The organism is Maridesulfovibrio zosterae DSM 11974 (assembly GCF_000425265.1).
In the GTDB taxonomy this organism is placed as follows: Bacteria; Desulfobacterota; Desulfovibrionia; order Desulfovibrionales; family Desulfovibrionaceae; genus Maridesulfovibrio; species Maridesulfovibrio zosterae.
Window position 1 is genome coordinate 33,912 of record NZ_AUDC01000001.1, and the last position, 19,366, is coordinate 53,277.

At 43.3% G+C, this 19,366-nt stretch carries 14 protein-coding genes; 13 read left to right on the forward strand and 1 reads right to left on the reverse strand.

Going from position 1 to position 19,366, the window contains the following annotated elements:
* Positions 1–285 precede the first annotated feature (285 nt).
* The 3 genes from H589_RS20190 (at position 286) to H589_RS0100130 (ending at position 4,837) form a co-directional block, all read left to right on the forward strand.
* Complete coding sequence (locus tag H589_RS20190) at positions 286–2,226, forward strand: adenylate/guanylate cyclase domain-containing protein (protein ID WP_169433093.1); 1,941 nt, start codon at positions 286–288, stop codon at positions 2,224–2,226.
* Between the two features lie 21 nt (positions 2,227–2,247).
* Positions 2,248–2,655 carry a bacteriohemerythrin gene (locus H589_RS0100125; protein WP_027720148.1) on the forward strand — a complete coding sequence of 136 codons (408 nt, stop codon included), beginning with the start codon at positions 2,248–2,250 and terminating at the stop codon, positions 2,653–2,655.
* Positions 2,656–2,848: 193 nt separating this feature from the next.
* Positions 2,849–4,837 carry a methyl-accepting chemotaxis protein gene (locus H589_RS0100130; protein ID WP_027720149.1) on the forward strand — a complete coding sequence of 663 codons (1,989 nt, stop codon included), beginning with the start codon at positions 2,849–2,851 and terminating at the stop codon, positions 4,835–4,837.
* 120 nt (positions 4,838–4,957) lie between these two features.
* Here the strand turns inward: H589_RS0100130 and H589_RS18810 are convergent, their stop codons facing one another.
* Positions 4,958–7,510: a sigma 54-interacting transcriptional regulator gene (locus H589_RS18810; protein WP_051249547.1), complete on the reverse strand. Its 2,553-nt coding sequence runs from the start codon at positions 7,508–7,510 to the stop codon at positions 4,958–4,960.
* A gap of 351 nt (positions 7,511–7,861) precedes the next feature.
* Between H589_RS18810 and H589_RS0100140 the strand changes: the two genes are divergently transcribed.
* From H589_RS0100140 to H589_RS0100185, 10 genes are all read left to right on the forward strand, one after another.
* Entirely contained in the window at positions 7,862–8,287 is a 426-nt protein-coding gene (locus H589_RS0100140) for a response regulator (protein ID WP_027720150.1), read from the forward strand.
* A 97-nt stretch (positions 8,288–8,384) separates the two neighbouring features.
* Entirely contained in the window at positions 8,385–9,887 is a 1,503-nt protein-coding gene (locus tag H589_RS0100145; protein WP_027720151.1) for a sensor histidine kinase, read from the forward strand.
* Positions 9,872–11,290, forward strand: coding sequence for a sigma-54-dependent transcriptional regulator (locus tag H589_RS0100150; RefSeq protein ID WP_027720152.1), 1,419 nt, complete (start codon positions 9,872–9,874; stop codon positions 11,288–11,290). Before H589_RS0100145 ends, H589_RS0100150 begins: the two co-directional genes overlap by 16 nt.
* A gap of 232 nt (positions 11,291–11,522) precedes the next feature.
* The gene (locus H589_RS18815; RefSeq protein WP_051249548.1) at positions 11,523–11,936 is read left to right on the forward strand and encodes a response regulator; all 414 of its coding nucleotides are present in this window, start codon (positions 11,523–11,525) and stop codon (positions 11,934–11,936) included.
* Positions 11,929–13,614: a sensor histidine kinase gene (locus tag H589_RS0100160; protein ID WP_245576995.1), complete on the forward strand. Its 1,686-nt coding sequence runs from the start codon at positions 11,929–11,931 to the stop codon at positions 13,612–13,614. The genes H589_RS18815 and H589_RS0100160 overlap by 8 nt, the downstream gene beginning before the upstream one ends.
* A gap of 87 nt (positions 13,615–13,701) precedes the next feature.
* A complete protein-coding gene (locus H589_RS0100165) occupies positions 13,702–14,133 on the forward strand; it encodes a response regulator (RefSeq protein ID WP_027720154.1) in 432 nt (143 codons plus the stop codon).
* A gap of 12 nt (positions 14,134–14,145) precedes the next feature.
* Positions 14,146–14,523: a response regulator gene (locus tag H589_RS0100170; RefSeq protein WP_027720155.1), complete on the forward strand. Its 378-nt coding sequence runs from the start codon at positions 14,146–14,148 to the stop codon at positions 14,521–14,523.
* Between the two features lie 169 nt (positions 14,524–14,692).
* Positions 14,693–15,955, forward strand: a complete 1,263-nt coding sequence (locus H589_RS0100175) for a sulfite exporter TauE/SafE family protein (RefSeq protein ID WP_027720156.1) — start codon at positions 14,693–14,695, stop codon at positions 15,953–15,955.
* Between the two features lie 3 nt (positions 15,956–15,958).
* Complete coding sequence (locus tag H589_RS0100180; RefSeq protein ID WP_027720157.1) at positions 15,959–16,669, forward strand: hypothetical protein; 711 nt, start codon at positions 15,959–15,961, stop codon at positions 16,667–16,669.
* A gap of 42 nt (positions 16,670–16,711) precedes the next feature.
* Positions 16,712–19,303, forward strand: coding sequence for a PEP/pyruvate-binding domain-containing protein (locus H589_RS0100185; protein ID WP_027720158.1), 2,592 nt, complete (start codon positions 16,712–16,714; stop codon positions 19,301–19,303).
* The last annotated feature ends 63 nt before the right edge of the window (positions 19,304–19,366 follow it).

Below are 19,366 nucleotides of genomic sequence, written 5' to 3' on the forward strand. Positions count from 1 at the left end.
CCATGTTGTAGTGAAAATAAATTACATGAATAAATACATATTTTCTTAGCTATACATTGGGATTCTTTAAATAGTATATCAATTTTACATTTGTAACAAGATTGTTATCTAATCTATTATATAGAAATATTAACTGAGGGATTTAGAAGTAGCTGTCTGTATAGGCTGATAGCGAATTTATTATCGCAGGTAGGAAAAATATTAAAAGCATGGACAGAAAATTATATTTTATGGAATTATCATGAGAATCAAATAAGACTGAACCCGAAGCAGGTTATGACTGAAATGCCCAATAGTTTAAATTCTCAGACTAGGTTTAGAATTACAGCACAGTGTATCGGTTGTTTTTTTATAGCAGCATCACTTTTGATAGGTGGTGCGTTTGTTTTATATTTTTATAAAGCCAATGAAGTTGAAGGTGAAATAAGAACCCACATAAAGGAACATGTTGATTCTGCCCGTAAACTCATTCTTGCTGAGTTTGGAGAACCTGTCTCAGAGATTCTATATCTGGCAAGTTTAAGTGAAGTAACCGAGGCATTTACTGGTATTATATCTTCTGAAAGCCTTGCCGATCTGCTCAGTCTGTCGAAAATCAAAAAGAAATATGATCAGATACGCCTTGTCGACCGCTACGGGATGGAAGTGGTACGTATAAATTATAATGATGGAGTTCCGGTGGTTGCACCGGATAATAAGCTTCAGTTTGTCGGTATGAGAGAATATTTTCTTAGAGCCAAAGATCTTAAAAAAAATCAGGTATATGTCTCGCCGCTGGACCTAAATATTGAGAATGGCAAAGTTGAAATTCCTGTTAAGCCTATGATCAGAATGGCAACGCCTCTTTTTGATGCTGAAGGCAAGCGAAGAGGCCTTGCTATACTTAACTATTTCGGCAGGTTGCTTTTGTCATCCTTAAAAAATAATGACAGTAATCTGGGAGAAGAATTGTTTTTACTGAATAAAGACGGTTATTATTTATTCAGTCCCAACCCTGAGAAAAATTGGGGATTTATGATCAAGGACAGGGCTGATGATAAATTTCAGACTCGTTTTCCGCATCTATGGACTAGGGTTAAGAATGATGATTCTGGTCAGGTAGTAAATGGCGAAGGGCTGTTCTCCTTTGCTACTGTAAAAATAGGCAGCGAGCTAAATGATTCGTCTGTGCAAATCATAAGTGATGCCGGAAATTGGAAAATAGTTTCATTTGTCCCTGAGGAGTCTATAACTGTCAGTACCCGGAAAGTATTTCAGGATATTCTGGGTTTTGTTGTGGTTTTGATATTTGTGGCGGCAGCAATTTGTATCGCTCTCAGCCGGTTACGTTTTTCCAAGGCAAAGACTGAAACATCTGTTCTGGAAATGACCAAATCATATGAACGTTTTGTTCCCCGTGAATTTCTGCACCTCCTGAAGAAAGAACGCTACCGCGACATCACACTGGAAAGTAATGTGCGTATGATTATGGGGATTTTATTCAGTGATATCAGGTCATACACCCACATCTCCGAATCAAGAGAACCTGAAGAAGTGCTTTCTTTTCTGAATCAGTATTTTCAAGCAATTAATCCCGCAATTTCACAGAACAGAGGCTTTGTTGATTCTTTTCATGGTGATGCCCTTTTGGCTTTGTTTCAGGAAAAGCCGGATCATGCTGTGAAAGCGGCTGTAGATATGCGGGTGCAGCTTGCTAAGTTTAACCAGGATAGGGAAGAAAATGATGAGGAAAGGGTGGATATTGGTGTAGGTATCCATTTCGGAGAGGTAACACTTGGAACCGTGGGCACTACCTATCGAATGCAGGCAACTGTTATCGGTGATGCTGTAAATCTTGCCGCACGCATTGAATCCGTAACTAAAATGTTTAAAATCGGCATTGTCGTTACCGGTGCTGCTCTTGAAAATATGGAGAATCCGGAATCATTTTGCATAAGAGAAATTGATACGGTTAGAGTAAAAGGTAAAGAGCATCCTGTCGTTTTATATGAAGTTTTTGATAATGATTCCCCTGAGGTAAGAAAAGCAAAATCGGAGATGAAAGATCTGATGGAACAGGGGCTTCTTTTGTATAAGAAGGGAGATTTTCAAAAGGCATTGGATGTTTTTAAAATATGTGCTGATGCATGTCCGGAAGATAGTATTCCGCCGATTTATATTAAGAGATGCAGTACATTTCTTCGTGTTCCTCCCGGCGCGGGATGGACTGGCGTAAGTTCAGTATAATTTTTAAAAAGGAGTATGGAAATGGCTTTTATTGACTGGGAGGATAAGTACAAAATAAATGTGGCAGATGTCGATGAACAGCATATGGGGTTGTTTGACCTTCTTAATCGTCTTCACGAATCAGTTATCAATGGAGAGGATAAATCTATGCAGTCAACGATCCTTGACGAATTGATTGACTACACTGTGGAGCATTTTGCTACAGAGGAAAAACTGTTTCTGGAAACGGGTTTTTCAGGATATGAAAATCATAAAAAAGTTCATGATGACCTTACAAGTCAGGCGGTTGATATTCAAAATGAATTTAGGAATGACAATGCAACAATTTCTTTCGAATTGCTGGATTTCTTAAATGACTGGCTGACAACCCATACTTTGGGGCTGGATCAGGAAGCTGGAGATTTTTTGAATAGTAAAGGTGTTTCTTAAGATTTAAAAATATCTGCCAGACTGTATTTGCGATTTATCTTTTCAAACATTTTGCGAGATTAATTTCGCCCTCCTAGATAGTTTTTGCACAATTATACGTATTAATACCCTAAAATATTTGAATAAAAAATAGGTATGCTCTTTGCAAAAATGCTTGATGTTTATAATTAAGCAATGAAGCAGGAGGGTTGTTATGAGTATTAAAGGGAAACTCTTTTTAGTTTTAATTTTTGTATTTTTAGGGTTGTCCAGTATTTTCGGAGTGAACTTTTACGGCGGGATACTTGTAGAGCAGACCAGACAAATTGAATTACTGGCTAATCAGGGCGAGTCTGATTTTCTGCAGGCCAGAAGGCATGAGAAAAATTTTCTTTTGCGCAAGGAAGAATCTTTTGCAAAGAAGACCCTGATATATGCAAAAAGAGCAGAGGAAGTTCTGCATAAAATACCGATGCTGCAACCTGAAATGAATAAACGTTGTAATGATGCCCTTAAGCTTTTAGATGATTATGAAGCTGCGATGTCTGTGGTTATTGATTTGTCCAAGCGGATAGGTCTGACCATGAATGACGGACTTAGATGGCACTTTATTTTAAGCGCACGAAATATGGAAAAGGCTTTTGAAAAAAATGAACAGAGTCTTGATTTTGAATTCCTTCTCCTGCAAATGCGCCGTCATGAAAAGAACTACATTATTCGTGGTGAGGACAAATATTTAAAATTAATTGATGAAAATGCATCTAAGCTGCGCAGTTTTATTCATGATCATGACCAGACAGATAAAAGTGCTGAGCAGATTGACGCTCTTGATGAATATTTAAGTGCGTTTCATCAATATGTGCAGTCAGAAAAAGAAGTAGCTAAACAGACAGATCATCTTATCAAAGTCGCACTGGCTCTTGAACCTGTGTATGGAGGAATCGCAAAGGAGAGCTCTGTAAAATCGCAGCATGATGCCAAGCTTACTGAAAACATTGTTATCGGAATTGAAATTTTTGTCGCTCTGGCAATTCTCGGACTGCTGTTATGGGTAATGTTCTCTGTAACTGACCCGCTTAAGCGTTTGATTATTTTTGCCCACGGTGTTGCGGCAGGAAATCTTGATGAAGAGCCGCAGGGAGATTTTACAGCAGAGCTGGATGATTTGCGAAATGTAATGGTGGGGATGATTTCCAAACTGAAATCTCTTATCGATGAAGCGAAGGAGATGGAGAAGGGAGCTGTTATTCAGGCCGAGGCTGCCGAAGCCGCACGTGATGAAGCTGTGAAACAGCATGAGTATGTTCAAACGCTTCTTGGAAAGATGGGTGAAGCCGCAGTAAAAGCTGACGGCGTGGTCAGTGAATTGGTGAGCGCTTCACAGGAATTACAGTCCAGAACAGAAATTATTGCCAAAGGTGCTGTTGAGCAACAGGAACGAATGGCTGAATCAGCCACTGCCATGGAAGAAATGAACGCCACAGTTGTTGAGGTTGCAGGCAATGCCGGTGACTCATCAATTGCAGCCAGTGATGCCAGAGGTGAAGCTGTGGACGGAATCGTTGTGGTACAGCGTGCTGAGAAATCGATATTAAATGTGGCAGAAAATGTCTCTGTTCTGGAGGCTGACATGGCTAAGCTGGGAACAGATACCGACTCTATCGGTCACGTCATCGGTGTTATCAATGAAATTGCGGACCAGACAAATCTTCTGGCGCTTAACGCTGCAATTGAAGCTGCAAGGGCAGGTGAGGCCGGTAAAGGGTTTGCAGTTGTTGCTGATGAAGTAAGAAAGCTGGCGGAAAAAACAATGCTGGCGACCAAAGAGGTTGAGGACCGTGTGGTCACCATTCAGGAAGCTGCGCTTAGAAATGTCAGCAGTGTTAAGAAAACTTTGACTTTTGTGGATTCTGCTAATCAGGAAGTGGGAAATTCCGTAAAGGTTTTTCAAAAGATTCAGGCTCATTCAGATAATGTTTCAGGACGTATTGATGGAATTGCTGCATCAACACAGCAGCAATCAATCGCATCAGAACAGATCAGCAGAGCTGTTCTTGAGGTTACTCAGCTTGCGTCCGATTCAGCTGATGCTGTAACTGAATCTACAAAGGCTATATCGGGACTGACTGTTCTGGCTGAGAAGTTGTCTGTAATTATCGGTGATTTGCGTGGTGATGAAAAAGGTCTTGCATCACGGATGTAGATAAGCTGTGCATTGGGTTTAAATTATAATTTTGAACCGCTGTAATTTTATTTCATTAAATAAAAATCCCGCACTGGAAGGTGCGGGATTTTTTGTTTGACAAGAGCTGCATATTTGAATTTATAATAGCTGGTTATTTGAGACAACATACCTTGTAGAAGGTCCTTTCCCCTGTTTTGTGAGCATTGCCCGCCGTACAAAATCATGAAGATCATAAATGGCGGTTCGTGTCGGCAGATGGCCGCCGATAATTTCCTGATATTCCTTACGGGTAACGGTCTTTCTGACCTTTATTTCAGGCCATGCCGTTTTTTGCCTATCGTTTAGAGGTGAGCTGTCTTCTGTCGTTCCAGCCTGCTCATTTGCGGCGCTGTTTTCAGGTTCAGAAATGTTTACTTCAGCCGAAGATGCTGCTTCCTCTTTTTTTGAAGGCGGGCTTGATGCAGAATCCTGCAATAGATTATCAGCCTCTACTTCGCTTTCAACCCTGATTTCTTCGGGTTGAATTATTTTACCCTCAGCCATAACGGCTGCTCTTGTTATGCAGTTGACAAGTTCACGTACATTACCTGCCCATTTATAGGATAGCAGTTTGGCGAGAGCTCCTTTGCTTATGCCCATATCTGTACGGCCTGTTAACTGTTCAGCCTGTTTGAGATAATAAACACTTAACAGTGGAATACTTTCAGGGTGGCTGCGCAGTGCCGGAGTAGTTATTGAAACAACTTTCAGGCGGTAGTACAGGTCTTCTCTGAAAATTTTCTGCTCAATGAGCGAAGGTATATCTACATTGGTTGCGGCAATTATCCGTACATTGAAGTTGATTTCTTTATCACTTCCAAGAGGCTTTATTTTTCGTGAAGCAATTGCTCTGAGCAATGACTGCTGTACTTTGGGTGAAGCTGACTGGATTTCATCCAGAAATAATGTTCCTTTATTTGCTTCATTAAAGGCTCCGCTGCGGTCTGTTTTTGCATCGGAAAATGCTCCTTTAACGTGTCCGAATAAAACATCCAGCAGTAGATTTTCATCAAGTGCGCCGCAGTTGATCGAGACAAAAGGCATTTCTTTGCGGTTACTTTGATTGTGAACAGCTTCTGCTACCAGTTGTTTACCGGTTCCTGTTTCTCCGGAAATGAGAACATCCACATCAACTTGAGCAGCTTTTAATATGTCTGATTTCAGATTCGATATGATCGGTCCGCGTCCTATAATTTCCGGTATGAGGCTTAATTCTACATCGGCCAGTGTTTCAAGTTCCTGCTTAATGTCAGCCGGTTCACGCTTGTTTACATTTAATATTGCCTCATCTTTGGCCTGTAATTCAGTCACCTGCTGCTTAACCCTTCTGATTATATTATTTATGGAACGTTGAAGCATATCTACATCGAATCCACAGTACGGAAGATTAATTTCTTCCAGAGTGTCAAGTGAACTGAGTTTATCCATTCTTTTTGCCAGTTTCAGGATAGGAGTTGTCAGAAGTCTTCCGATTAAAAAGATTAGAAGTGATACTATGGCAATTGAAACAACTGTAACTATAAGCATCATGTCAAACTGCTTATAGCCTGCGATAATTGGCAGCTGGCTGCGGTCAATAAATACAACACCACCGTAAATCTTTGGCGGCAGCCCTTCAGCTGTTTTAAATATGACCGGAGCATATGAGAAAAAGAAAGATTTAACGTTTGATCCTCTGGAGTCTTCTTCAGCGATTTTGATCAGGCCGTTTTTATTATTTTTAATTTTTTCTATGGCCTGCCAATATCTTTGGTGATTTTTATTGGGCCTGAATGCGGAGGCATGACCCTGCTTACCTAAAGTTCCTTCATATTTTTCTCTGGCAAGGAAGGTCCGTAGCTGCTTGCTTTTTTCCTGAAGTGAGTCGGACTGAAAAAGTATCCATCCGTCAGTATTTACAAGGTAGCTGAAGCGCAGCTCCTCACTGCGTGGGAAGGCCCATAGCGGAGATTCTTCCGAGTTATACAGGGAGAGAATATTGCGTATATGTGATGCTTCGACCGAAAGATAGACTATTCCCGGAGGATTGCTTCTATCACCTGGATAATATGTATAAAAACGAATGACATGGGTGCGGACATGCAGGTTTGAAGCATTGGGTTGCGGTAGAGGGTAGACCACCTCCATAACTTGCGACGGCAACACTTCTCCTGTTTTTATGGAATTTATTTTATTCAGTTCCAGCAGTGGATTAGGGGATACTGACGCAGATTCCATAATGTTTATTTCGTAAATTTTGTTATCACGCTGAACGAGTACGACCGGTTTTCCTCCCGATGCTGGAAGATACGCAAGTTCAAAATACCTGTTACCACCTGACCGTAAGCGTCTTTTCATCATATCTTTCAGAGCGTTGCTGTGCATGTCACCCTGAGCAAAGAAAAGCAGATCAGACCGGCAGGAATCCATATACTGTTCTATCTCATGTACAATGGCTAAAGTGTGAACCTTAACGCCTCTGGTCAGCGCAATATCCACATACTCATCAGCTATCCTGCAGGATGTATATCCTGTAAATAAAAGGATTGTTAAGACAGAAGGCAGTAAGGTGAGCAGCAGTTTGCCTCTGAGTCCCAGGCTTCCATAAATCCTGCTTACGAAGCTTCGCAGATTTTTATTCTTATATTTTTTATCAGAGAATGGTTCAGGCATGCCTTGCTCCATGAATACAGGTCGTTTTGTTATAGATAGTTCAAAAATTCACTAACTTTTCCGGTATGTCTCTTCGCGTTGTAATGTCAATAACTTTATATTTTATGTTTGCCATATTTTGCTGAAACACATGAATTTTGAATTTTATTTTTGCTCGATATTTTGATTGCGCAAAGTTGATTTTGCGTAATTTAATTCTTTTATTTTAGCATATTATCCTTGGCACATTGGTTGCAAATATCGTGTTGTTAATGCGTATAAAAATAGGAAAATTCACAGTCAGGTCATGAACAGACAGTTTACTGCGTATGGATTTCTTATGAAAATAAAAGAGTAAAATGTGGGACAGCTATGGAACAGATGAAAATCATGCTTGTAGATGATGAAGAAAGTCTACTCAGTACAACGAAAGAACTTTTCGAGAAAATGGGTTTTTACGTCTTTACATCAACTTCAGGAAAAAATGCGCTCGAACAGCTCCGCACTGAGAAAATAGATGTCATAATTCTAGATATTAAGATGCCGGGAACAGACGGGATGGATATCCTGCAGCGTATTAAAAAAGATTACCCGCTTACCGAAGTGATCATTCTGACCGGTCACGGGACCATGAAGTCCGCAATTGAAGGTTTGAAGCGTGGGGCTATGGATTTTTTGGTAAAGCCTGCTAGTATGAAAGATATCCTTAGTAAAGTTGAGGAGGCTATTGAGAAGATTAAACGCCATAAGCAGAAAATAATTTCAGCCCGAATGGCTGATTCAAAGGACGCTGTTTGATGCAGTTCTTTAATAGTAATTATTTTAGTATCTTATAGTTGTGATTCTGTCTCAATCGTGATCGTTAAAACTCCTTTAACCGGTGAAATTTATATTTATGCCTGAAACTGTACGTTATAGACCGCAACGTTTTTCATTGCGCACAAAATTATTTTCTTTGTTGATAGGTCTTGTTGTGGCTAATCTGGCCGTAGCAGGAATGACGTTGTGGTATGTATCTGCAACTCAGAAGATATTTGAGCATATGGAAAAATCGGATATCAGCGCATTGCTTTCAGCACAGGGTCTTGAGAAGGAACTGATGGCGCAGCAGGGGCTTACAACGTATTATTCACTCGACCATAATGAACAGTGGCTTACACGTCTTGAGATGCATAATAAGCAATTTGAAGCTTTGCTGAATAAAGCCAGAGAAACAAATTATCTGACTCAGGGAAGGACTATTTTAAACAGCATTGAATCAGACTACCTGCGCTATATCCATTCCAGAAGTGAAGTTATAGATTTATACAATAAAAATCTGAATAAAGAAGGGGTTGAGCTGCATCGAAAAATTCGTACCAGATTTCAGTCCATCTATGATCTGTGCGAACAATATAAGCAACTTCATCAGGAACGTATCAGTCTTGCTGCTTTTAATTATAATAATCAGGCAAGAGTTCTTACTGTTCTGTCTCTTGTTGCAGTTCCTTTGTCAGCTGTATTGGCAGTCTGGATCGGTTTTATTCTGATTAAACGTATTCTTGATCCTATCCGACGTTTATCCAGACTGGAAGAAAAAGGTATGCCGGATTTTCTTTCCGGCGAAATGGGGGCTCTGTCCGAGCGTATGCAGAATCTTCTTGATGATGTTGAAAATGCTTATGACATGCTTCAGCACAGTCGTGATCAGGTTGCCCAGTCTGAAAAAATGGCCACAGTCGGCAAGCTGGCCGCAGGCATGGCGCATTCTATCCGCAACCCTCTGACATCGGTTAAAATGCGTTTGTTTTCGCTGGAACGGAGTCTTGATCTGGACACCGTTCAAAAAGAGGATTTCGAAGTTATTTCCGAGGAAATCAGGCATCTGGATACCATTATAAGAAATTTTCTCGAATTTTCACGGCCGCCGAAACTCCGGCCTCAGGAGATATCTCTGTCTGAGCTGGTTGACAGTACTTTAAATTTACTCAGTCACCGTCTCGAATCCTGCGGAGTCGTGGTAACTGTCTGCCGTAAAGAAAAACTTCCCATTGTTAATGCCGACCCTGAACAGTTTAAAGAATCGCTGATGAATTTGATTCTTAACTCTTGTGAGTCTATGGTTGATGGTGGAAAAATAACCATTATCGAGGATTCAATGATAATTGCTCCTTACGGTAAAATGGCAACTTTAACCGTAACTGATAACGGTCCGGGTATTCCGGCTACATTCAGAGATGATATTTTTAAGCCGTTTTATTCTACCAAGGAAGAAGGGACAGGTTTGGGATTATCGATTTCCAACCGCATTATGATTGAGCATGGAGGGTGGCTGCACCTTAAAGATTCGGGGCCGCAGGGAACCTCGTTTGTAATGGCTCTACCCCTGAAGGAAGCAAGCACATGGCTGAGATCCTGATTGTAGATGACGATTCGCAATTGCGGCAGAGTTTTGAAAAACTTCTGAAGCAGGAAGGGCATCTGGTGCGTATTGCCTCCTCCGGTGAAGCCGGAGTGGCGGCGGTGAATGAATCCGTGCCTGATCTGGTTATTATGGATATGCGTATGTCCGGTATTACCGGATTGGAAGCTTTCCGTCTGATGCGTGAAACGGCCCCCCGTATGTCCGTGATAATCATGACCGCCTACGGTACAACCGAGACAGCTATCGAAGCCACTAAAATGGGAGCTTACGATTATATTTTAAAACCCTTTGATATTCCTGAAATGCTGACCTTGATTCATCAGGCTCTGGAAACATCCAGAAAATGCAGAGAGTATACTGCAAAACGGGAACAGGTTTCACCTGCAGGCAATCAAATGCTGGGCAGCAGCCGGGTTATGCAGAAGGTTTATAAATCCATAGGACGTGTTGCAGCAACAGATGCGCTGGTACTTATCCGCGGAGAGTCCGGTACGGGGAAAGAGCTGGTGGCTCAGGCTGTTTATAAACACAGTATGCGGAAAGAAAAACCGTTGCTGGTGATCAACTGCGTAGCTATTCCTGATACTCTGCTTGAATCGGAGCTGTTCGGCTATGAAAAGGGTGCATTTACCGGTGCTGACCGGAGCCGGGCCGGACGCATTGAACAGGCTGCCGGAGGAACTGTTTTTCTTGATGAAATAGGAGATATGCCGCTAAATATTCAGGCAAAAATACTCCGGCTGTTACAGGAGAAACAGCTTGAACGGCTGGGTGGTGGTAATTCCATTCCGATTGATGTGCGTATTCTGGCAGCGACTAACCGTGATCTGGAAAAAGCTGTGGCTGACGGAGAATTCAGGGAAGATTTATATTACAGACTTAATGTCGTGACCATCAACCTGCCAAGGCTGAGCGAACGTGAGGATGATGTATTTGAACTGGCAGATCATTTTCTGGATTGCCGAAGTGCCGAAATGGAAATGCATAATCCCGGAATTTCTGAAGACGGCAAAGAGTTTCTGGCAACTCATGACTGGCCCGGTAATGTGCGTGAACTTTCAAATGCCATACAGAAAGCACTGATTTTCAACCGTGGTGCTCCGATTACAAGGAATGAACTTACGCAGGTCATCGGACTCAGTTCTGATCGTCATGCTCCTTCTGATGTCTCAGAGGATGCTTTCAAGGCTGAGATCAGGCAGGTGCTTACAAAGCATGCCGGAGAAAACGGTTTTGAAATGCTCATGGATTATGCCGGCCGCCTTGTTGTGAGCGAAGCTCTGGAGATTACCGGAGGCAACCGGACCCGCGCAGCAAAACTGCTCGGCATGACAAGGCCGACCCTCAATGCCCGCATCGATAAATACGGCCTCAGGACTGAGGTAAAAGTTAACTGAAAATTTCCGCTCTATCCCCTGCTCAAACCGTCGTCCACATCTGTGGGCGGCGGTTTCTTTTTCATGTTGTAAAAAATACGGACAGCATTCTTTTATCTCTACAGCTTCTCTTATTTTGTCTGATAGATAAATATTAAATTAATTAAGTTGTTTATGCGTTTAAATATACGTGTGAATTCTTGGCACAACTATTGCCATTATCATTCTAGAAGTAAACCTGCTGGAGGAATGGATGCATAGCACTGAAGTCAGAATTCTCATCGTGGAGCGCAACCCTCGTATGCGTGATTTTTTGCGGCGTGAATTTTCAAGGCGCAATTTCATCTTAGAGGATGCCGGTAATGTGGGGGAGCTGTTTTCGAAACTGGACTCAGATATTCCAGTTCATCTTGTTGTTCTGTCTGTGAATGCTCCTGAAGGGCTGGATGGAGAGTTGCTGCAGCAGCTTGTTACAAATTATCCGCATATTCCGGTTATCCTGCACAGCTATCTTGAGGAGCTGTCTGATGAGCCGTTTCTCCGCAAAGTTGCCGCAATGGTCGAGAAAAGCGGTAATCCGGAAAATCTCACCCGTATGGTCTCGGTTGTACTGAGCCGCTATTATCCTGATTTAATTTCAGACGAGCCGGAGAAAGATGATGTCTAATAAATATTATCACGGCCTGACCAAGAGTATGATGTTTACGATTATCCTTGTGTCGTTCACTCCGCTGCTTACCATCACTTTTCTGGCCGGTTACCAGTACAGTGTTGCATATAAGAGCCGGGTTGTGGCCCACCTGCGGGAACTGGTCCTCAAACATGATCAGAGCATTGATTACTATCTTAAAGAAAAAACAGCTGAAATTCAGGTGCTGGCCGCTGTTGAAGGCATTGAAAATTTAAAAAATGAAGCCCGTCTGGAGGCTCTGCATAATTCTCTGCTTCGTCACCACAGAGCTGATTTTGTCGATCTCGGGCTGGTGAACAGCAAGGGAATTCAGGTTACTTATGTCGGTCCTTTTAATCTGCGGGGCGCAAACTATGCCGATGCACAGTGGTTCAAGAATGTGCAGGAGCATCAGATATATATCAGTGATGTTTTCCTGGGGCTTCGAGGTGTCCCCCATTTTATCATAGCTGTTCTGATAGAGTCGGAGGGTGAGAAGTGGGTGCTGCGGACCACTCTGGATTTTATTGCTTTCAATACACTGGTGGAAGATATCCGTATCGGTGAAACAGGGCTGGCTTTTATTATCAACCGTAAAGGCGAATTTCAGACCACGCCTCGTAAAAATATTATAAATGAAATCCCTTTTTTGAAAAAACTGGCTGCTGGAAAAAATGAATTTTCCGGTCTGCTGCATCGTCGTGCATCCATCAGCATGAAAATCAATCCTGCGACAGGGCGTGAGACTATTTTCGTGATCAGTCCCATTAAGAGCGGTAACTGGCTGATGATTTATCAGCAGGATGTAAGTGATGCGTTTTCCGATCTTAATCAGGCCAAGAATATTGCGGCTGTGATTCTCCTGTTCGGCGGAGTTGCCATCGTAGTTATGGCTTATCTCATGTCCAGGCGTATGGCCCGTAAAGTAGAGCTGGCTGATATTGAAAAAGGTATAATGAATGAGCAGGTCATTGAGGCCGGCAAGCTTGCTTCTGTAGGGGAACTGGCAGCCGGAATAGCTCACGAGATTAATAATCCGGTAGCGATAATGGTTGAAGAGGCCGGATGGATTCAGGATCTTCTCGCTGAAGGATTATATGTGGAAGATAATGAGCGTGAAGTTCTGCGTGCCCTTAATCAGATCCGCAGTCAGGGAATCCGTTGCAAGGATATCACCCATAAGCTGCTCAGTTTCGCACACAAGATAGATCCCACCATTATACGGGTAAAGCTCAATGATCTTATCTATGAGATGGCTGAATTGTGCGAACAGCGCGCCAAGTACGCCAACGTGAATATTGAAACAAGTTTGGCGGACAATCTACCGGAAATTGCAGCCAGTCCTTCAGAATTACAACAGGTTTTTCTTAATCTTATCAATAATGCCATCGATTCAATGGACCCCAAAGGCGGGGAGCTTGATATTGCAACCCGTTTTGAAAGCGGAGTTGTGGTTGTTTCTATTTCCGATACCGGATGCGGCATTCCGAAATCAAACCTTTCCCGAATCTTTGATCCTTTCTTTACCACCAAACCTGTGGGCAAAGGGACAGGTCTTGGGTTGTCCATAATCTACGGCATCATAAGTAAAATGAAAGGTGAAATAAGTGTGAAATCAGCTCTCGATAAGGGAACTGTATTCACTATTAAACTGCCTGCTGCTGAAGCGGAATGAAGAAAGAATGACAAGTTTTCAAATTAGGAAAATGTACTTTTAACTAATTTTTATATCAGGATAATTTTATAAACAGGAGGTCATATTATGCTGGCTACTATTCTTCTTATTGATGACGAACATGGATTTATCGACACCATGTCAAAGCGGCTCAGTAAGCGCGGGCTTACAGTCTACACGGCCTATAACGGGCAGGAGGGACTTGAATCCCTTGCAAAGTATGGTGCCATCGATGTTGTTGTTCTGGACGTTAAAATGCCCGGTATTAACGGGATTGATGTTCTTAAAATCATCAAGACAGAACATCCGCTTGTAGAGGTCATCATGCTTACCGGTCATGCCACTGTGGAAAGTGCCATTGAAGGCATGAAGAACGGTGCCTACGATTACATGCTTAAACCATGTGAAATGGAAGAACTTCGCGCGAAAATCAAAGAGGCCTACCTGAAGAAACAGTCTCAGGAAACAAAGATCTATGAGGCAAGGGCAAGGCATATTGAACTGCGCAGGGGTGATTAAAAGGATGTTGTCATGAGTAATGATATTATCCGGGGTCTGCTTGTCGATGATGAGAAAGGCTTTACCGAGGTGCTGAAAAAACGGCTGGGAAAACGCGGTTTGGAAATTCTTACTGCTCCCGGTGGAACTGAAGCTATTCAGCTCCTTAGGAAGCATGATTTTGATGTCGCGATTCTGGATCTCAAAATGGAAGATATGGATGGCATTGAGGTGCTCAGGATATTTAAAAAAATGGCCCCGGATATGCCGGTAATCATGCTTACCGGGCATGGGTCCGAAAAAGCCGCCAAAGAGGGCATGACCCAAGGCGCTTTTGATTATCTCCTGAAACCTTGTGATCTTGAAGATTTACTTGAAAAAATTCATCAGGCTGTCAATCGCATCAGCTGATGAATCCTGTGAAATCTTAAAAGATCAGCTGAAAATCAGAAAATACTTTCAGGTGAAAATTCATCTGGAGGACAGAATAACGGCAGTGGATGAAAATGGGTAAGCGACTGAATCAAAGAGATTCTTACGGTTCATTTGCAATTTAAAAATTAAAAATAAGGATAATCTCATGAAATTCGCACGTAATTTTTATGCAGCTTTGAAGGAGGCGGCACAGGCCCATGCAAGATGGGATCTGGAGGTCTCCACCAGTATCATTCAGGACAAACGTAAAGTGTGGATTATTGCCATACTTACCGCACTGGGGCTGATGGTCTCCATCGCATTTGCGGATGATCTTAACCTGCCGGCAATGCTGGGTGGTAAAAAAGCATACACTCCGGCTTTTTATACAACCGGAATTTTTCTGGCTTCCATAGCCATCGGGCTGTGTGCCGGGCTGATTACCGGATGTATCGGGGCAGGTGGCGGTTTTATTATTACCCCTGCATTGATGTCGGCAGGTATCAAGGGTATTCTTGCTGTCGGTACCGATCTTTTCCATATTTTCGCCAAGGCTATCATGGGAACTGCTGTTCACAAGAAACTTGGTAATGTCTCAGTTGGGCTGGCAATTGCCTTTCTGGTCGGTTCAGGGGCAGGTGTTCTAGGCGGCGGGGTTTTAAACCGGCTGATTTATGAGGCCAATCCTGTTGCATCTGACGCATTTATCTCAGTTATCTATGTATTTCTGCTGGGCTTTCTGGGTATATATGCAATGGCTGATTTTCTGCGGTTGCGTAAAGCCGGAGGCGGCGGTAGTGCCCACGGCGGCGGAGCTGAAAGCGGCGGTGGACTTCCTGCCAAGCTACAGGCCGCAAATATTCCACCCATGATTTCATTTGACGAAGATCTTATTCCCGGCGGTAAGAAAATATCCGGTCTGTTTGTTGCCCTCTGCGGTGTCATCGTAGGTTTCATGGCTGCAATTATGGGCGTTGGCGGCGGATTTCTTACCTTCCCTATGTTTGTGTATGTGCTCGGCGTAAGTTCCTTCACAACTGTCGGAACTGATATCCTGCAGATTATTTTCACTGCCGGATTTGCCGCAATAAGCCAGTACGCAATCTACGGATTTATTTTCTATACTCTGGCAATGGGCATGCTGCTCGGTTCTCTGCTGGGCATTCAGGTAGGAGCTCTTGTAACTAAGCTGGTCCCCGGTCTATACATCCGCGGTTTTTATGCACTGGCTATTCTGGCAGGTTTTGTAAACAGGCTTTTTGCCATGCCCGGAAAGCTCAATGACATGAAGTATATATCCATAAATCAGGATCTGGCCTTACTGCTGGCTAATATCGGCAACTGGTTATTCTTCCTGACTATCGGTATCTTTGCCGTGTGGGTAATCGGGACATTCCTGAGCAAAACCAAGGAACTTAGGGAGGGCTAGACCATGTTGATACGCGATAAAAAGCATTTTTATCTGGGGGCGACTCTTGCCGTAGGTTTTCTGGCAGTCCTTTACTATATGTTCACCCCTAATTTTAACGGCACGAATGCATTTCATGCCTCAGACGGCTTGTTCAACTCCATTTCCAAGGGCTCAACATATTACATTCCGCAGGTCATGGAAGGTAGCAAAAAGTTTAATGGTAAGGAGTTTAAAAGCACTATTTTTGAAGATAAGCCGAAGTTTATTCCATATGCTACGACTATCCTTGAAAAGAACGGTTTCAGCGTAACTATGGCTGACTCGGGAATAAGCGTTTCCGGTGATTTGGGAACACTTATGACCCGTGCTACTGAGGATTCGGATGCCATGTTTAAAAATAACGGACAGGTTGTTTCCGATAAATATTCAATGGATGCCAGGCAGGCTCTTTATATCTGGTGGCTGACCATGAAAGAAGTGAAAGTTGCTCTTGATCAGCAGAAAAACTTTCCTCCGGCAACGTTTATTAATAAGAATGTTATTAAACGTGCTGTGGAGGTCGGCTATAACTATTACGGTATTGAAGGGCAGCAGGCTTCTGAACGCTGGGGTATCATTCTCTTTTCACTGGTATTCTATGTAGTTTATACCATGTGGTGGGGCTATGCTATATTCTTTATGTTCGAAGGTTTAGGTCTGGAAATGACATCCAGCAGAAAAAAAGCAATGTAATTTATTTGCTGCAAACTATAAAAAAAATCGGGTTGCGAACATATGAGTTTATTTGACTGGCTTCCTTTCAGGAAAAAAAAGGCCGAAAAAACACAGGAAGATCTGGCTGAAATACGCCGGATGTTCGCAACCCGTTATAAGCATTTCAGCCTGCTTATCCGGGCCAATACCGCCACTCACGAATTGATGGCTGAACTGGAGGAGGCTTTGCGTGGATTTCAGCCTTACGGAATGCATTATGTACGGGCTTTGTGTTCCCGCATTTCAGAATCAGTTTATGAGATGATAGGGCATCTTAATAAACTTGATCATGGTTCATATGAAAAGCTTTATGATCAGTTTTCAGTGATCCATAGTAAAATTTCACCGCACCTTGAATCCATACATCATGCAGGGGAAGGCGAACTTGTTCTGTCTCTGTCTGAGGTCGGACGCGATCAGGCTGATTTGTGCGGTCCCAAAATGGCTACTCTCGGTGAAGCCGGAAATGAGCTCGGGCTTAAAATTCCTGCCGGATTTGTTGTCACTACAGTTTCCTTTCATAAGTTTATGGAAAAAGACGGTCTTGAAGAACAAGTGGACCGGTTGATTCAGACCGCTGACCCTGATGACCGTGAAGCCATGTTTCAGGTTTCATCAAAAATCATGCAGCTCATAATTAATTCAGATCTGCCAGATGATGTAACGGCGGCTATTCTGGAAGCATATGATTCTTTATGTGCTGATCACGGGGAAGTCGTAAATGTTGCGGTCCGTTCAAGTGCTCTGGGTGAAGACAGCGAAGGAGCTGCTTTTGCAGGTCAGTACCGTTCCATTCTGAATATTGACCGCAGCTCTCTTATTCTGGCCTGTAAAGAGGTTATGGCTTCCAAATATTCCCTTCAGGCCATGGCTTACCGTATTAACCGTGGTATCCGTGATGAAGATGTTGCCATGAGTGTCGGGTGCATTATGATGGTTGAAGCTGCATCAGGGGGAGTTGCGTATTCACGCAGTCCTATGAATATAAGAGATGAAAATATTTCAGTTTATTCCGTGTGGGGATTACCTAAGGCGGTTGTTGACGGCGCAGCGGAGGCTGACGAATTTATGGTCAGCCGGACAAAGCCCATGCAGGTGATCGGCCGCCATATAGCGGATAAGGAAGACCGGTATGTATGCGATATAGGAGAAGGGGTGCATTGTGTCCGGCAGGTCAACGGATTCAGAGCGGCGCCGTCCCTGACTGATGATCAGGCTGTAAACGTTGCCAGACAGGCCGTACGTATTGAGGAACATTTCGGATCTGCTCAGGATATTGAATGGGCAATGACAAAAGACGGTGATCTTTATCTTTTACAATGCCGCCCCTTAATGCAGCTTGATGACTCCCCCGAAGTCGTGCTGCAAAACAGCTCGGCATCTATTCCCGTGCTTTCAGGCGGAAGGACCGCCAGTCCGGGAGTAGGTGTCGGACCTGCTTTTCCGGTACGAAAAGATGCTGATACCCTGCATTTTCCGGATGGTGGAGTTTTGATTCTGCGGCAGGCCCTGCCCAGCAGGGCAGCACTTCTCAGTCGGTGCAGCGCAGTTATAACTGAGCAGGGCGGCATTGCCGGACACCTGGCCAACGTTGCCAGAGAGTTCGGTGTTCCGGCTCTTTTCGGTCTGAAGGGGGCGTTGAGCCGTTTTAAAGAAGGCCGGATTATAACGGTGGATGCTGATGGCAGATCAGTTTATGACGGGCTGATTGAAGAGCTGCTTAAAGAAAAACCGAGGCATCGGCTTATGCGTGGCAGTGCTGTACAGGCAAGCCTGCGAAAAGCAGCCCGGCACATTGTGCGGTTGAATCTGACTGATCCTGATTCTCCAAAATTCAGGCCTTCCAACTGTAAAACCATGCACGACATCATGCGCTACTGTCATGAGATGTCTGTCCGTGAAATGTTTGAGTTCGGTACTAAAAAGGAATTTGTCCAGTCTGCTTCACGCCAGCTTATATGCAGTGTCCCCAAGCAATTCTGGGTTCTTAATCTAGGGGACGGCATCACTCCTGAAGGTAGAAAGAGAAATGACAGATGTGTTCTGCTGGAACACATAACTTCCGCGCCCATGCTGGCATTATGGGAAGGTATGCAGGCTGTGCCGTGGGAAGGTCCTCCTGCTGTGCATACGCAGGGGCTGTTGTCTGTAATGTTTGAAGCAACGATAAATCCTGATCTGAACACAACAAGTCCTTCACATTTTTCTCAGAAAAACTATTTCATGATTTCAAAAAGATATTGCTGTCTGCAATCCCGCTTCGGATTTCATTTCTGCGGAGTGGAGGCATTGATTGGCGACCGCGTAAGCGAGAATTATGCAAGTTTGCAGTTCAAAGGCGGAGCCGCAAATCTGGAGCGCAGAATATTGCGGGCAAAATTTGTCGGTGAAATTTTAGATGAATTTGATTTCAGGGTAAGGATCAGGGAAGACAATCTGAATGCCCGCCTCGAAGGGCTGGAGCATGCAAGCATGGAAAGGCGGCTGAAAATTCTAGGCTATCTCATCACCCACACCCGCCAGCTTGATATGATCATGACCAATGAGGCCGAAGTTGAAAAATACAAAAAGAAGTTTGCCGAAGATTTCAAATTGTTTCCGGCTGTGCAGTAGGGGATGGTTCTCCTTTAATTCAGCATTATTTTAATTTTCAAAGTAGTTGAAAAATAGTAAGGG

Excerpts from the sequence above, each read along its gene's own strand:
- H589_RS0100145 (WP_027720151.1), top strand. The coding sequence starts at position 8,385 with ATGCCTGAAACTGTACGTTATAGACCGCAACGTTTTTCATTGCGCACA.
- H589_RS0100185 (WP_027720158.1), top strand. The coding sequence starts at position 16,712 with ATGAGTTTATTTGACTGGCTTCCTTTCAGGAAAAAAAAGGCCGAAAAA.
- H589_RS18810 (WP_051249547.1), bottom strand. The coding sequence starts at position 7,510 with ATGCCTGAACCATTCTCTGATAAAAAATATAAGAATAAAAATCTGCGA.
- H589_RS0100175 (WP_027720156.1), top strand. The coding sequence starts at position 14,693 with ATGAAATTCGCACGTAATTTTTATGCAGCTTTGAAGGAGGCGGCACAG.
- H589_RS20190 (WP_169433093.1), top strand. The coding sequence starts at position 286 with ATGCCCAATAGTTTAAATTCTCAGACTAGGTTTAGAATTACAGCACAG.
- H589_RS0100140 (WP_027720150.1), top strand. The coding sequence starts at position 7,862 with ATGGAACAGATGAAAATCATGCTTGTAGATGATGAAGAAAGTCTACTC.
- H589_RS0100125 (WP_027720148.1), top strand. The coding sequence starts at position 2,248 with ATGGCTTTTATTGACTGGGAGGATAAGTACAAAATAAATGTGGCAGAT.
- H589_RS0100170 (WP_027720155.1), top strand. The coding sequence starts at position 14,146 with ATGAGTAATGATATTATCCGGGGTCTGCTTGTCGATGATGAGAAAGGC.
- H589_RS18815 (WP_051249548.1), top strand. The coding sequence starts at position 11,523 with ATGCATAGCACTGAAGTCAGAATTCTCATCGTGGAGCGCAACCCTCGT.
- H589_RS0100180 (WP_027720157.1), top strand. The coding sequence starts at position 15,959 with ATGTTGATACGCGATAAAAAGCATTTTTATCTGGGGGCGACTCTTGCC.
- H589_RS0100160 (WP_245576995.1), top strand. The coding sequence starts at position 11,929 with ATGTCTAATAAATATTATCACGGCCTGACCAAGAGTATGATGTTTACG.
- H589_RS0100130 (WP_027720149.1), top strand. The coding sequence starts at position 2,849 with ATGAGTATTAAAGGGAAACTCTTTTTAGTTTTAATTTTTGTATTTTTA.
- H589_RS0100150 (WP_027720152.1), top strand. The coding sequence starts at position 9,872 with ATGGCTGAGATCCTGATTGTAGATGACGATTCGCAATTGCGGCAGAGT.
- H589_RS0100165 (WP_027720154.1), top strand. The coding sequence starts at position 13,702 with ATGCTGGCTACTATTCTTCTTATTGATGACGAACATGGATTTATCGAC.